This window comes from Ruegeria sp. AF7 (assembly GCF_056541885.1).
This window is the reverse complement of record NZ_JBQFYX010000016.1, coordinates 37,457-52,267: the sequence shown is the minus strand read 5'-3', so window position 1 is coordinate 52,267 and position 14,811 is coordinate 37,457. Positions and strand designations below refer to the sequence as shown.

Here is a 14,811-nt window from a genome sequence, read left to right as displayed (position 1 = left end):
AGTTTTTCCTATGAAGTTACTCACACTTAAACACCTGCGCTACTTTGAAGCGCTTGCCACCCACCGCCATTTCGGCAAAGCCGCGGCGGCCAGCGCGATTTCGCAACCCGCGCTTTCCATACAAATCAAAGAGCTGGAGGCCATCATGGGTGGCCCCTTGGTCGAACGCGCAGCGCGCGAGACGCGCCTGACCGCGCTTGGCGAAGATGTCCTAAAACATGGCCGCGAAATCCTGACGCGGGTCGAAGATTTGGGGAATCTTGTGCAATCTTCCGCTGGTCCCTTGTCGGGTCGCATCAGAATCGGGGTCATCCCCACGGTCGCGCCTTACTTGCTGCCATCAATCATCAAGGCACTGTCGCAACGATTCCCACAGCTGACGATCGAGCCCAAAGAGACCATCACCCAAACCCTGATCGGCGAAATATTGGAGTCCAGGCTGGATTTTGCTGTTGTCGCTTTGCCTGTCTCGGAGCCCAGCCTTCGGGAATTTTCGTTGTTCAACGAAGACTTTCTGCTGGTTCGCCCGGCGCGGGACGCTGGATTGCCAATGCCAAGTTCGTCACAGCTCAGAACGATGCGGCTGCTGTTGCTGGAAGAAGGGCATTGTTTCAGGGATCAGGCGCTTTCCTTCTGTTCGATCCGCAACATCGAACCGCAGCACATTATGGAGGGCAGTTCTCTGTCCACACTGGTGCAGATGGTCGGGGCCGGCATCGGTGTGACACTGATACCGGAAATGGCGGTGGGGCTGGAAACACGGTCTGCGGACGTGTCCATCGCCCGCTTTCAGGACACTCCACCAACCCGGACCATCGGCCTGATCTGGCGAAAGACTAACCCGCTAGGTGAAAACCTCCTGAAAATCGGTGCAATTATTCGCAAAACCGCCGAGGAAAACGCGGGAGGTCTAGGGCACGCTGACCCGGAACCAAACGGCTGATCACAATCCGCTTTGGTGATTTGCGCAGCAATTACCCGGAAAACACATCATAAGCCTTCAAAGCTTTGGCGCTGTAAGCATAAGACGGCCCGCCGCCCATATAGGTCGCCATCGCCAAGGCCTCGCACATCTCGTCTCGGGTTGCACCCAGCCGGACAAGGGAACGCACGTGAAACCCTATGCAGCTGTCGCAGCGGGTCGCAATGGCGATGCCAAGGGCCATGAATTCCTTGGTCTTCTCACTTAATACGCCATTGGTCTTGGCGGCCTTGCCCATTATGCCAAAACCGCGAACGGTTTCGGGCACTTCCTTTGAAAAGGTTCCGATATTGGCCTCGGTCTCGGCCATGAAAGCTTTCCAGTCCATATCCATTCTCCTTATCCGCGCTCGTCCGCGCCCATACGACGCTCCAGCCAGCGCACACCCGCACTGATGATCAGAACCAGGATCAGGTATTCAAAGACCAGCAGGGTATATATTTCCAGCGGGCGGTATTCCGTGACCACCAGCTCATTCGCGCGCCGGGTCAGTTCCTGCATCCCGATGACGCTGGCGAATGCGCTCATCTTGACGATGTAGATGAACTGGTTTGCCAAGGGCGGCAGAATGCGCCGGATTGCCTGCGGCAGGATCACATAACGCATGGTCTGCACATAGTTCAGCCCGATGGTCTGCGCCGCTTCGCTTTGACCACGCGCGATGGATTGAATGCCTGCGCGGTAAATCTCGGCAGTGAAGGCGCTGTCAGAAATCGCCAATGTGATGATCGCACCCCAAAAAGGATCGATGGGGACATTCATGCCCATCGACTTGAACACGATGGGCAAGCCATAAAAGACCCAGAACAGCATCGGCAGCAGGGGAATGGCGCGAATAAATTCAACGTAAACACGGTTAACCAGCCGCCAGCCGCGTTTCTCGGACAATCCCGGCAGGGCCACCAACAATCCGATGATGATCGACACCGCCGCAGCGATTAGTGAAATCTGAATCGTTGCCCCCATCCCCGAGATCAGAAATTTCACATTGATCCAGCCCGATGCTGTGGTCGGGTCGATCACATACCAACCCCAGGTCTGGGAAGACGAACAGCCTGCCAGCAGCAGCAAAGGTACAATTAGTAGAAGTTTTTTCATCGGCCCCTCTCAGTGCTGCAGTATCTGAGACAGGAATTTGCGACAGCGGTCAGACTGAGGATTGGTGAAGAAATGCTCCGGCTTGCCTTCTTCGACGATTTCACCAGCATCCATGAAGATCATCTTGTCAGCCACTTTGCGGGCAAACCCCATCTCGTGGGTCACGACCACCATGGTCATGCCCTCATTCGCCAGTTCAACCATAACTTCCAACACTTCCGAGATCATCTCGGGGTCCAGCGCCGACGTGGGTTCATCGAACAACAGCGCGCGCGGTTCCATGCACAAGGATCGTGCAATCGCCACACGTTGCTGCTGACCTCCGGACAACTGCATGGGCTTTTTGTCCGCCTGATCGGGGATATGAACACGATCCAGATAACGGCGCGCTTTTTCCTCCGCGTCCTTCCGGCTCAGGCCGCGCGCTTTGATCGGACCCAAAGTCAGGTTTTCCAAAACGGTCAAATGCGGAAACAGATTGAATTGCTGGAAAACCATCCCGACATCGGACCGGATGGTTGCCGTTGACTTAGCGTCATCCGCCAGGTCAACCCCATCTATCCGAATGATCCCTTTCTGGTGTTTTTCCAACCGGTTGATACATCGAACGACGGTGGACTTGCCTGACCCCGAAGGCCCGCAAATCACCACCTTTTCGCCGCTGCTGACCGTCAGGCTAATGTCCTTGAGAACGTGAAACGTGTCATACCACTTATTCACGCCCACAAGTTCGATTGCGGCGCCTGCCATAAGCTGAACTGCCCCCGTTTTTGCCCCATAGTAATATTTTCTTGAGGTTATCTTTCCCTTTGGACTGAAATCAATGAGGATTGCAATCACAAGGTCGTAACGCCACCAACGGGAGATACCTATGAGCGTTTTTTGGAAAGCCGCGGCGGTTGCCGTGTTGGGGCTTGTATTGTCCGGTTCCGCACAGGCGCAATCTGCGCTGAACGAGGTGCTGGATTCCGGCGTTCTCAAGGTTGGGACCACAGGTGACTGGAACCCGATGACACTGCGCGACCCGGCAACCAACAGTTACAAAGGGTACGACATCGACATCATGAAAGCATTGGCCGCCGATCTTGGAGTTGAGGTCGAATTTGTCCCCACCGACTGGAAAACACTGGTGAATGGTGTGGTCGCGGGCAAGTACCACCTGACCGGGTCGGCATCGATTTCGCCACCGCGCATGAAAGTTGCGGGTTTTTCCGACAGCTATATCTCGGTGGAGCTCTTCCCCTACACCACCAAGGACAAGGTCGACAAATTCGACGGGTATGACTCGATCAACCAGACCGGTGTGAAAGTCGCGACGACTTTGGGCACCACATTCGAAAAACGGGTCCGCGAATGGTTCCCGAACGCCGAGATCAAGGTGGTCGAGGCCCCGGCCCGCGGGTATCAGGAAGTAATCGCCGGTCGTGCTGATGTATTCATAACGTCGAACATCGAGGGCTCGACCCTTGAAGAGAAGTTTCCTGTTATCCGCGTGAAAAACGCCGGCCCCCGATCACCTTCGCCGATTGCGATGATCCTGCCACAAGGCGATCAGATCTGGATCAACTATGTGAACAACTGGATCGAAGTGAAAAAAGCGGAAGGTTTTTTTGAAGCAAACCGCGAGAAATGGGGGCTCTGACGCCTTCAAGGACGTGCGGACTTCCTGACGCCCGGTCCTATGGCCCGGGCGTTTTCGTCTGCCATCTGGTTCTTCAGAAAAGAGGATGCAGACACGCGACCTGATGGGTTTCGTCATCCAATTCAGGCAATGTTTGCCTGCACTGGTCCGTCGCAAGCCAGCATCGTTGCGCAAAAGCGCACCCTTTCGGGATATTCATCGGTGACGGCAATTCGCCTTCCAGCTTGATCCGCTCTTTCCGGGCATCCGGGTCGGCACGGGGCGTCGTGGACAGCAACGCCTTGGAGTACGGATGTCGGGGTGCCGCGAACAGCTGCTCTTTCGGGCCTTTTTCAACCGCGCGCCCCAAATACATGACAATCACGTCATCGGCGAAATGCCGGACAACCGACAAGTCATGTGAAATGAACAGGTAGGCCAGGTTCAGCCGTTCCTGAAGATCGACCAGCAGGTTCAGGATCTGCGATTGAATCGAAACATCCAGCGCCGAGACAGGTTCATCCAGAACCAGCACCTTGGGATCCAGCATAAGCGCTCGCGCAATGGCGATCCGCTGGCGCTGCCCACCCGAGAACATATGCGGATAGCGGTCATAATGTTCCGGGCGCAGACCCACCATCTCGATCATCTTGCGAGCGTGCTTTTCGCGATCGGCGGCTGTCATCTGTGGCCGGTTGATAATCAGCGGTTCCTGCAGGATCTGCCCGATGCGCTGACGCGGATTCAACGAGCTATAGGGGTCTTGAAAGACGATCTGTACCGTCTCTCGCATCTTGCTCCATTGCGAAGGGGTAATATCGACCCCGTTGATCGTCAGGCTGCCCGAGGTAGGTTCTTCGATCATTGTAATCAGTCTGGCCAGCGTAGACTTGCCACAGCCTGACTCTCCGACAATGGCCAGTGTTTTTCCTGGCAGCAGGTCGAAATCCACCCCCGACAGAGCCTTTACGGTAGCGGGTTTGGACAGCAACCCACCTTTGACCGTGTAAAACCGGGCCAGGTCTTTGGCCTGAACGATAGGTGTGGTCATACCAGCTCTCCGGCGGCAATCTTTTCAACATGGTGACAGCGCGCCTTGCCAAACGCCTCGGCATGAGGTCTCGGCGGGGTTTGTGCGCAGGTCGCATCGGCAAAGCGGCACCTTGGGCTGAAAAGGCATCCTTTTGGACGGTCGAATTGCCCCGGGACAACACCTGAAATCGTCGGCAGAATCTTGGACGTCGCCCGCTCCGGCAAAGCACTTAGCAGGGCCGTGGTATAGGGATGGCGGGGGGTTCGGAACAAATCCCTGACAGGCTGTTCTTCAACCTTTTGCCCAGCATATTGCACCTGAACCCGCTCGGCGGTTTCCGCAACGACACCCATGTCATGGGTGATCAGAACAAGACCCATGTCATGCTCATCACGCAACCGGATCAACAGGTCCAGAATCTGCGCCTGAATGGTCACGTCCAGCGCGGTGGTCGGTTCATCTGCAATCAGCAGCTTGGGCTTGCAGGCAATGGCCATCGCGATCACAACCCGTTGGTTCATACCCCCTGACATCTGATGCGGAAAAGTATTCAGGCGGCTTTCAGGCGCGGGAATGCCAACCTGATCGAACAATTCGACCGCACGCTCATGACGCTCTTTTCGGTTCAGGCCAAGGTGGATGCGCAATGCCTCTTTGATCTGGAACCCGACAGTAAAACAGGGGTTCAGCGAAGACATCGGCTCCTGAAAGATCATCGCCATGTCCTTGCCTATGATCTTGCGCCGTTCACGGGCCGAGATACCGGACAGGTCGCGGCCTTCAAAGCTCATCTCATCGGCGGTGATCGTGGCGGTCCAGGGCAGCAAGCCCATCAGTGCCAGCATCGACACAGACTTGCCCGAACCGCTTTCGCCAACGATGGCCAGCAATTCGCCTTTGTCGACCGACAGATCGACACCGTCCACGGCGCGGAAACTGCCCGAAGATGTGGCGAACTCGACAGTCAGATTACGGATCTGCAAAAGGCTCATGCGATCAGCTCCGTTTCAGTTTCGGGTCCAGCGCATCGCGCAACCCGTCGCCCATTAGGTTGATGGCAAGCACGGTGACCAGAATTGCGAGACCGGGGAAGGTGACAACCCACCATGCGCGCAGGATGAACTCGCGCGCTTCAGCCAGCATGGTGCCCCATTCCGGCGTGGGGGGCTGCGCGCCCATGCCCAGAAACCCAAGGGCCGCCGCGTCCAGAATGGCAGTGGAAAAAGACAGGGCCGCCTGAACGATGATTGGCGCCAGGCAATTGGGCAACACCGTGATGAACATCAGCCGCGACTTGCCCGCACCAGCCACACGGGCCGAGGTTACATAGTCTTTCTGCCGTTCCGCCAGAACCGACGCGCGGGTCAGGCGCACGTAATGCGGTTGAAACACGATGGCGATGGCGATCATCGCGTTGGTCAGTGATGGGCCCAGAATGGCGACCAGAACAAGGGCTAGCAGCAAAGACGGGAAAGCCAGGACGATGTCCATCACCCGCATGATCAATGTATCAACCCATTTGGGCGCAAAACCCGACAGAAGGCCGACCATTACGCCACCCGTTACGGCAACACAGACCACAACGATCCCCACAAAGAAGGAATAGCGTGAACCCATGATCAGCCGCGACAGCATATCCCTGCCCAAAGGATCGGTACCCAACGGAAAGGCCCAGCTTCCGCCTTCCTGCCAGGCAGGGGGTTGCAGGATATGGTCCCGGAACTGTTCGGTCGGATCATAGGGGGCCAGCAAAGGGGCAAAGGCCGCACAGAACACAAAACCTGCAAAGACCCACAACCCAATCACGGCACCGCGGTTTTCGCTGAAGTAATACCAGAACTCTCGCAGTGCGCTGGGACGATTTTCAGTTACGGGCTGGGTCGACGAAAGCTCGGACATCATCGTCTCCGGATTTTTGGGTTGATGATGCCGTACAGGACATCGACCAGCAGGTTCACCAGCATCACGATCACCGCGATCATCAGCAAACCCCCTTGCACCACCGGGTAATCCCTGCGGAAAATACTGTCGACCATCCACTTGCCGATGCCCGGCCAGCTGAAGATGGTTTCAGTAAGAATTGCCCCCGCCAGCAACGTACCAACCGACAACCCGATCACCGTGACAACCGGTATCAGCGCGTTACGTAGCGCATGCAGCCCGTTTACCCGGGTCGGCGACAACCCTTTGGCACGCGCGGTGCGGATATAATCCTCGCCCAGAACCTCCAGCATCGCCGACCGGGTCTGACGCGCGATCACGGCCAGCGGAATAGTACCTAGCACAATCGTCGGAAGGATCAGATGACGAACGGCCGACCCGAATGCGCCTTCCTGTCCGGACAAAAGACTGTCGATCAGCATAAAGCCAGTGACACTTGGGAAGTAATAAAGCAGGTCGATCCGGCCGGACACCGGTGTCCAGCCAAGATTGCCCGAAAACACGATGATCAGCAGCAGCGCCCACCAGAAGATGGGCATCGAATATCCGACCAATGCCGAAGACATCAGTGCCCTGTCAAAAAACTTCCCCCGGTTCACCGCCGCAATCACACCGGCAGGCAGACCCAATGCGATGGCGAAGATCATGGCGCAGAGCGAAAGTTCCATTGTCGCGGGGAACAGCGAAAAGAACTCCTCCCAGACCGGTTTTTTTGTGACAAAGCTTTCGCCGAGATCGCCCTGCAAAACTCCGGCAAGGTATTCCCAGTATTGCTGCAACACCGGTTTGTCGAAACCCAGCTTTTCCACCATTTCCTGGTAGCGTTCTTCAGTCATGCCGCGCTCGCCGGCCATGACGATGATCGGATCACCCGGCAGCACCCGGATAAACATGAATGAAATCAACGTCACGCCCAGAAAGGTCGGGACGAACAGGCCAATGCGGGTGAGTAAGTAACCAAACATCAGCGACCTATGATTGTAAGCTCTTTGGGGAAATGGGTCAGCGACCGGCAGCCATCCTCAGTGACAAGCACATCATCTTCGATGCGAACGCCAAAACTTTCGAGCGCATACAGACCTGGTTCATTCGTCCAGACCATACCCGGCAGGATTTTCTGATGATTCCCACGCATGATATAAGGTGCCTCATGCACATCCCGACCCAACCCGTGACCCGTTTTGGTGCGAATACGATCCGCAAATGGCGAGGCCTCGAGCACGCTTATGACCGCATCGTCGATGTCATGGGCCGTTACACCCGGGCGGCAGGCTTCGAACCCGGCTTTGTTGGCGCGCAGAACGGCATCGTAGACTTCCCTGCCCTCGTCCGACACGTCCTGAACAAAGAAGGTTCGCGTGATGTCGGCGGCAAAACCATCTTTGCGGGCACCGAAATCGAACAGTAACGCGTCGCCTGTCCTGATCTGGTAGTCGTTGCGCGCTTTCCCATGCGGCCGTGCCGAATTGTCGCCAGCCGCCACGATGGGCGAAAACGCCAGTGACTCGGCCCCTTCTGCAAACAGTGCCTGTATCAAGGCCTGTTCGACCTGTTTTTCGGTCTGGCCGACACGCACATCTGCAATCACACGCTCCAACGCACGTTCCGAGATATCGATGGCCGCCTGCATCGCGGCAATGTCTTCATCGGTCTTGATGCTGCGCAGGCCCGAGATTTCGCGTTCACCGTCGACGATCCTCAAATCCGGCAAAGCACGGGTAAACGCGGCAGAGACAAAAACCCGCATCACCTGACCTTCCACCGCCAGCGAGCGGATCGGCATATGCGCGGCCAATGCGGTAAACGCATCGTCATAACCGGTCTGATCGCGCCAATCGAAAACAGCGCCCTCGAACCCGACAAGATCCCATGAGGCCAGTTCCAGATTGGGCACAATCGCCGCGGCCTGTCCCTCAGCCGGGACAACGACCACGAAGGGCCGTTCGTGGCTCATGAAAGATTTTCCCAAAGCGCGTGTGAAATTCGGGCCAGGTACAAGAGCTACTGCGTCGACTGACAGGTCCCGCGCCAGTTGACGATATTCGGACAGATCCGGCATTCAGGCCGACCTCCTCAATAAAAAAGCCGGAGCTGCCAAACAGGCAGCTCCGGTGAGTGAGTGGTGCCTTACTCGACGCTCACACCATAGAAGATGTGGCCGCCCAGCGGGTGCACTTTGTAGCCTTGCACCTTGTTGCTCATCGGCATGAATACAACCGAGTGAGCAATGGTTGCCCATGGGGCCTGCTCTTTGAACACGACCTGCGCTTCTTCATACAGCTTGGTCCGCTCTGCCTGATCGGTGCTTTGCTTGGCTTTCAGGATCAGATCCTCGAACGGCTGGTGGCACCATTGAGCACGGTTCGATGCCTCGACCCCGTCACAGCCCAGCAGAACGGCCAGGAAGTTGTCCGGATCGCCGTTATCACCGGTCCAGCCCAGCAAAACAGCTCCATCGCGGTTCAGTTCTTTCGAGCGTGACAGGTATTCGCCCCATTCGTACGAGACGATTTCGACGCCCACACCAACCTTGGCAAAATCAGCCTGGATCAGCTCGGCCATGCGGCGGGCATTGGGGTTGTAGGGGCGCTGAACCGGCATCGCCCAGATCTTCATCGACAGGTCTGTGACACCTTCGGCATCAAGCATAGCCTTGGCCGCTTCGGGATCGTATGGATCGTCCACGATAGCGTCGTTATAGCTCCACATGGTTGGCGGGATCGGGTTCTTGGCAGCCTGGCCTGAACCCTGGAAAACCACGTCGATGATCGCCTGCTTGTCGATCGCCATGTTCAACGCTTTGCGAACCTTGGGGTTGTCGAACGGCGCCATCGTGGTGTTGTAAGCCAGATACCCGACGTTCAGCCCTTCCTGCTCCATCATGTTGATGTCTGCATCATCCTTCATCGCCTGAATGTCAGCCGGGTTCGGGTAAGGCATCACATGGCATTCGCCAGCTTTCAGCTTCTGGTAACGAACAGACGCGTCCGGCGTAATGGCAAAGATCAGGTTTTCGACCTGCGCCGGTTCTTTCCAATAATCGCCATTGGCCGCATAGCGGATCACCGCGTCTTTCTGGTAGGCCACGAACGAGAAAGGCCCGGTCCCGATGGGTGCAGTATTCAGTTTTTCAGGCGTTCCGGCAGCCATCATAGCATCGCCATATTCGGCTGACATGATCGATGCAAAATCCATCGCCATGTTCGCAACAAAGGGTGCCTCTGGCTTGGACAGGGTGAACTTCACCGTGTAGTCATCAATCTTTTCGATAGAAGAGACCAGATCCGGCATCCCCATACCCTGGAAGTATTCCCACGTGCCGCCAGACACTTGGTTATAGGGGTGGTTCTCGTCCTTTTGGCGCATGAAGGAAAAGATTACGTCATCAGCGTTGAAGTCGCGGGTCGGGGTGAATTCGTCATTCGAATGGAATTTGACACCCTGGCGCAGCTTGAACGTGTATTCCAGGCCATCATCACTGGCCTCGACACTTTCAGCCAGACCGGGGATCACATTGGTTGTACCGGTTTCGAATTCAAGCAACCGGTTGTAAATAGGATGCGACGAGGCATCAAAGGTAGTTCCTGCGGTAAACAGTGCAGGGTCAAACCCCTCGGGTGAACCTTCGGAACAATACACCAGGGTATTTGCCTGTGCCACGGCACCCGACAGGGCTATTGCCGTGGTTGCGGCCAGAAGATTGAGTTTCATGATTTTCTCCCAGAAATGGACTTGGCAAGACAATCGCAGGGCTCTTTGTCGTCAGAGCGTTCAGTGACAATACAGGTCGTTGCGATATCCCTGACAAATGTATCCAAAATACAAAACCTGTTGTCAACCGGCTCTGTCACTGACTTTCGTGAAAGATGCCTGTTGCCAGGGTGTGTCTTGAACCTGAAAGCGCCCTGCCCCAAGGAAATCACGAAGGGCAACACTTACATTCCACTGGGCCCGGCAGTTTGGCCACAGATATTGACTGTCATTGACCCGAAGTCATTCAGGTAAGAAAGGATATCTAACTTTGACTGTTAGCTGATGAAGCATCCTTGCGCATATCGCGAATGCAATCGTAGCCCAGCCAGAATAAGACTGTCAGTGCTACCAGAAATACGTAGGGAAGCAGCGAGATATGCATAACCAACACGCCATAGAACATGGCGGCGTACGCAGCGATTTGGACTATCACCAACAAACCCCACGCAACCATTCCCCAAAGATTGCGCGCTTTCCTCTGACCGGCCGAGTTGCGCAGGCTTTGACACTCTGCCTCGTTCACCACAGGGGACGCGGCACGCGTTGAATTGAGAATGCCGTTGGTGTCGAGCGCGCTGGATCGACATGCATCGAAACAAGGGGCCGCCTCTCGACAGGTGGGCGCAGTGTGTAGCATTGATTGAGTCCTTGGACATCTGGGGTTTGGCAGCGAGCCTTCACTGTGCCCCAAGACACCGACCCTCTGCACCATGCCGCGCGCGAGATCAGGTGCCACCGTTGCCGTCTTGCAATCATATCCAGCGGAGAAATGCCGATCCTCGCTCAGGCGCAGCATAAAACCGCACAAATAGTCGATTGGCCCGCGAAAACCGCGATCAGATGAGGTCTGAAGAACTTTCTCATGACCCTCGGTGGCTCATGACTTTTGGCGCGGTTTCGGAAGCGCACTAACCACCGAACAGGGACTTCGCATGCTTCCAGCGCTCTATTCTACTGCGTCCTTCGATGCTGAGGGCGAATACCCTGTACGCGTACCATGATCTCCTCGTTAGATAACCCAATAACTTCTAATAGGGGTTTCGGTTCAGGTATCGCTTACAAGTTCATTTGTGTACAAATTGGTAAGATTGCGCTCAAGTACGTGTCATATCCAGCCTCCGAGGATGCCATGCCGATTGAACACGCCCCCTTCAGCCAAGCGGAATATGACCGCAGGATCGCCAAGACCCGAAGCGCTATGGAAAAAGCGGGGTTAGAGCTACTGTTTGTCACCGACCCTTCGAACCAGGCTTGGCTGACTGGCTATGATGGTTGGTCCTTTTACGTGCATCAGGGCGTATTGCTCGGCATGGAAGGTGAGCCGATTTGGTGGGGACGCCAGATGGATGCATTGGGTGGGTTGCGCACATGCTGGATGTCCAGGGACAACATTCGCGGCTATGCAGACCACTACGTTCAATCAACCATACGCCATCCCATGCAGGATCTGGCTGGCCACATTCGCGCGCTTGGGCTGGACGCGACCCGTATCGGCGTTGAGATGGAGAACTATTACTATTCCGCAAAGGCACACGAGGTTTTAGGCAAGGAATTGCCCGAAGCAACGCTGGTGGATGCGACGGCACTGGTTAACTGGCAGCGCCTGATCAAGTCGGAAGAAGAGGTTGTTTTTATTCGCAAGGCGGCCCGGATTTCAGAAAAAGTTATCCAAACGGCCATTGATCGCGCCGCAGTGGGCGTGCGCAAGAACAACCTTGTCGCAGATATCTTTCACGCCGGGATTACCGGGGTTGAGGATGATTGGGGGGATTACCCGGCTATTGTCCCTTTGACACCTTCGGGGCTGGATGCCACTGCCGCGCACCTGACATGGAATGGCGCACCGATGAAGAAGGGTGAAGCAACATTTTTCGAACTGTCCGGCTGCTATCGGCGCTATCACGCTCCGCTTTGCCGCACGGTATTTCTTGGCACTCCGCCGCCAGAAATGCGGGACGCGGAACGCGCACAGATCGAAGGGATAGCGGCGGGTCTAGAGGCTGCCCGGGCTGGCAAACGGACCAGCGACATTGCAAACGCTTTTCTAAAGGTTCTTGCCCGTCACGGACTCGAACGTGAGGGGCGCATGGGATACCCTATCGGTCTGAGCTATCCGCCAGATTGGGGCGAACGGACAGCGTCGATCCGTGCCGAAGACGAGACCATTCTGCAACCGGGCATGGTTTTCCATTTCATGCCTGCGCTGTGGATGGACAGCTGGGGGCTTGAGACCACGGAAACCATTCTTATTACTGAAAACGGCCCCGCCGAAGCCCTGTGCAATATCGAGCGAAAGCTCTTTGTGAAAGACTAAGCTTGAGCATCCTCGAAGACGCCAAGACCCTGCTGGGCGAACTGATCAGCTTCCCTACGGTTTCGTCAGACAGCAACCTGGACATGATCAAGCACCTCGCGGACCGGTTGAGCGATTGCGGTGCAGCGGTGGAAATATGGCATGACGAAACCGGCACCAAAGCCAATCTTTTTGCCACGTTGGGCCCCAAGCGCGACGGTGGTGTCGTTCTGTCAGGCCATTCCGATGTAGTGCCTGTCGCCGATCAGGACTGGTCCTCGGACCCGTTCGTGATGGATGAGCGGGACGGCAAGTGGTTTGGGCGCGGAACCTGCGATATGAAAGGGTTTATCGCGGCGGCAGTCGTCATGGCCCCGTACTACGCAAAGCTGGCCCTTCAGCGCCCGGTGCATTTTGCCTTTACCTATGATGAAGAAATCGGCTGTTTTGGCGCGCAGGCTTTGGCCAAAACCCTGCGGGAGAAAGCGATCAAACCCGCTGTGGTCATCATCGGCGAGCCCACCTCGATGCGCATCATCGAAGGCCACAAGGGCTGCTATGAATATACAGCACATTTTACCGGGTTCGAAGGCCATGGCTCGGCCCCCGAGCGCGGCGTTAACGCTGTCGAATACGCAGTGCAATACGTGTCGAAACTGCTGGCGCTGAAGGCTGATTTGCAAGGGCGAGCACCGGAAAACAGCCCGTTCGACCCGCCATGGACAACAATAAATACCGGTTCGCTGGTGGGCGGGGTGGCCCATAATGTGATCCCCGGTAAGGCGCGGGTCGATTGGGAGATGCGACCAGTGCAAAAGGCGGATGCGGATTACGTCAAAGACGAACTGCACCGGTTTTGCGCGCAAACCCTGATCCCGGCAATGCAGACTGTTCATCCCGATGCCGGTATCAAGACCGAAGTAATCGGTGAGGTCGACGGGCTGGAGCCAATGGACGACAACGAAGCGCGTGACCTTGTGATGGAACTGACAGGGGCAAATGGCGCCGACGTTGTACCTTTCGGCACCGAGGCCGGGATATTCCAGCAGTTGGGGATGAGCGTCGTTGTCTGCGGCCCCGGATCAATCGATCAAGCGCATAAACCCGATGAATACGTCTCGGTCGACCAAATGGCCCAATGCCTTGATATGCTTGGGCGATTATCTTCGAAGCTGGAATAGATGATGACCTCGGCCCGCGCGGTATCGATATTCTGGTTGGGTGCACCGGTTCTGTTCGTGTTGTTCTGGGCGGGTGGCTACAGCTTTGCCAAGCTGGGGCTGCCCTATGTGGAACCGATGACCATGCTTGCGATCCGTTATGGTCTGGCTGTTCTGTGTCTTCTGCCGCTGCTGGCGGTGTTCCGCCCTGCCCTGCCGCGTGATCCGGCGCACTGGGCCGCGATGGCGGCAAGTGGGTTTCTTATTCAGTGTGTTTACTTCGGTCTGGCCTACCAGGCGATGAAACAGGGGTTGGGTGCCGGCACCACTGCCATCGTGATGGCCTTGCAACCCGCACTTGTCGCCGCCTTCTCTCCGTTGGTCGGAGAAGCGCGTGGACGGCCCGTGATGTGGGTCGGCCTGGCGCTGGGTTTTGCGGGGGTTGCAATCAGCGTCTTTGACAAGACCAGCGCAGTGCCTCTTTCCGCCGGGCTGCTTGCGGTTAGTGCATTGGTCGGCCTGACCGCCGCCACTTTGCTGGAAAAACGTCACGGGCGGCGCAGCGACCCAGTGTTGGGTGGTGCTGTTCAATATGTGATCGGATTTGCCGTGCTGCTTCCCATCGCAATGGCGACCGAAACAATGGAAGTCACCTGGCATCCAAACCTGATCCTTTCCCTTGCGTATCTGGTCATCGCCAATTCCCTGATCTCGATCAGCCTCTATGTCGCACTTGTTCAGCGCGGCGACGCGACCCGCGTGTCCACATTGCTTTACCTTGTCACACCTTTGGCAATAGCACTGGCCTGGATGATCCTGGGCGAGCCGGTCACCTGGCGCATCGCCTTTGGTTTCGCTCTCTGCCTCGCAGGCGTATATATCGTGCGGAAATCCAAAGATTGACGCCTATGGCAGTTTTCGATCGGACAA

General features: G+C 56.3%; 14 protein-coding genes. 5 read left to right on the top strand and 9 right to left on the bottom strand.

The window, feature by feature from the left end; translation table 11 throughout:
• Positions 1-10: 10 nt before the first annotated feature.
• On the top strand, positions 11-943 hold the full coding sequence (locus tag ACR0AP_RS17630) for a hydrogen peroxide-inducible genes activator (RefSeq protein ID WP_480508284.1): 933 nt from the start codon (positions 11-13) through the stop codon (positions 941-943).
• 31 nt (positions 944-974) lie between these two features.
• Here ACR0AP_RS17630 and ACR0AP_RS17625 read toward each other — a convergent pair whose 3' ends face one another.
• From ACR0AP_RS17625 to ACR0AP_RS17615, 3 genes are read right to left on the bottom strand one after another with little or no spacing between them, the layout of a single operon-like run.
• Positions 975-1,310, bottom strand: a complete 336-nt coding sequence (locus ACR0AP_RS17625; protein ID WP_480508282.1) for a carboxymuconolactone decarboxylase family protein — start codon at positions 1,308-1,310, stop codon at positions 975-977.
• A gap of 11 nt (positions 1,311-1,321) precedes the next feature.
• The gene (locus tag ACR0AP_RS17620; RefSeq protein WP_480508280.1) at positions 1,322-2,080 is read right to left on the bottom strand and encodes an amino acid ABC transporter permease; all 759 of its coding nucleotides are present in this window, start codon (positions 2,078-2,080) and stop codon (positions 1,322-1,324) included.
• A gap of 9 nt (positions 2,081-2,089) precedes the next feature.
• Positions 2,090-2,830, bottom strand: coding sequence for an amino acid ABC transporter ATP-binding protein (locus tag ACR0AP_RS17615; protein WP_480508278.1), 741 nt, complete (start codon positions 2,828-2,830; stop codon positions 2,090-2,092).
• 121 nt (positions 2,831-2,951) lie between these two features.
• Here ACR0AP_RS17615 and ACR0AP_RS17610 point away from each other — a divergent pair, with 121 nt between their 5' ends.
• Positions 2,952-3,722 carry a transporter substrate-binding domain-containing protein gene (locus tag ACR0AP_RS17610; protein WP_480508276.1) on the top strand — a complete coding sequence of 257 codons (771 nt, stop codon included), beginning with the start codon at positions 2,952-2,954 and terminating at the stop codon, positions 3,720-3,722.
• A gap of 73 nt (positions 3,723-3,795) precedes the next feature.
• Here the strand turns inward: ACR0AP_RS17610 and ACR0AP_RS17605 are convergent, their stop codons facing one another.
• From ACR0AP_RS17605 to ACR0AP_RS17580, 6 genes are all read right to left on the bottom strand, one after another.
• Complete coding sequence (locus tag ACR0AP_RS17605) at positions 3,796-4,752, bottom strand: dipeptide ABC transporter ATP-binding protein (RefSeq protein ID WP_480508274.1); 957 nt, start codon at positions 4,750-4,752, stop codon at positions 3,796-3,798.
• Complete coding sequence (locus ACR0AP_RS17600; RefSeq protein ID WP_480508272.1) at positions 4,749-5,726, bottom strand: ABC transporter ATP-binding protein; 978 nt, start codon at positions 5,724-5,726, stop codon at positions 4,749-4,751. The genes ACR0AP_RS17605 and ACR0AP_RS17600 overlap by 4 nt, the downstream gene beginning before the upstream one ends.
• A gap of 4 nt (positions 5,727-5,730) precedes the next feature.
• A complete protein-coding gene (locus tag ACR0AP_RS17595; protein WP_480508270.1) occupies positions 5,731-6,633 on the bottom strand; it encodes an ABC transporter permease subunit in 903 nt (300 codons plus the stop codon).
• Positions 6,633-7,640: an ABC transporter permease subunit gene (locus ACR0AP_RS17590; protein WP_480477613.1), complete on the bottom strand. Its 1,008-nt coding sequence runs from the start codon at positions 7,638-7,640 to the stop codon at positions 6,633-6,635. Before ACR0AP_RS17590 ends, ACR0AP_RS17595 begins: the two co-directional genes overlap by 1 nt.
• Complete coding sequence (locus ACR0AP_RS17585) at positions 7,640-8,734, bottom strand: M24 family metallopeptidase (RefSeq protein ID WP_480508268.1); 1,095 nt, start codon at positions 8,732-8,734, stop codon at positions 7,640-7,642. The genes ACR0AP_RS17590 and ACR0AP_RS17585 overlap by 1 nt, the downstream gene beginning before the upstream one ends.
• A 68-nt stretch (positions 8,735-8,802) precedes the next feature.
• The gene (locus tag ACR0AP_RS17580; RefSeq protein WP_480508266.1) at positions 8,803-10,386 is read right to left on the bottom strand and encodes an ABC transporter substrate-binding protein; all 1,584 of its coding nucleotides are present in this window, start codon (positions 10,384-10,386) and stop codon (positions 8,803-8,805) included.
• Positions 10,387-11,557: 1,171 nt separating this feature from the next.
• On the opposite strand from ACR0AP_RS17580, the gene ACR0AP_RS17575 reads away from it, so the two are divergent.
• The 3 genes from ACR0AP_RS17575 to ACR0AP_RS17565 are packed head-to-tail and all read left to right on the top strand — an operon-like array spanning position 11,558 to position 14,784.
• Complete coding sequence (locus ACR0AP_RS17575) at positions 11,558-12,742, top strand: M24 family metallopeptidase (RefSeq protein WP_480508264.1); 1,185 nt, start codon at positions 11,558-11,560, stop codon at positions 12,740-12,742.
• Positions 12,743-12,744: 2 nt separating this feature from the next.
• Entirely contained in the window at positions 12,745-13,902 is a 1,158-nt protein-coding gene (gene argE / locus ACR0AP_RS17570) for an acetylornithine deacetylase (RefSeq protein WP_480508262.1), read from the top strand.
• Positions 13,903-14,784, top strand: a complete 882-nt coding sequence (locus ACR0AP_RS17565; RefSeq protein WP_480484641.1) for a DMT family transporter — start codon at positions 13,903-13,905, stop codon at positions 14,782-14,784.
• The last annotated feature ends 27 nt before the right edge of the window (positions 14,785-14,811 follow it).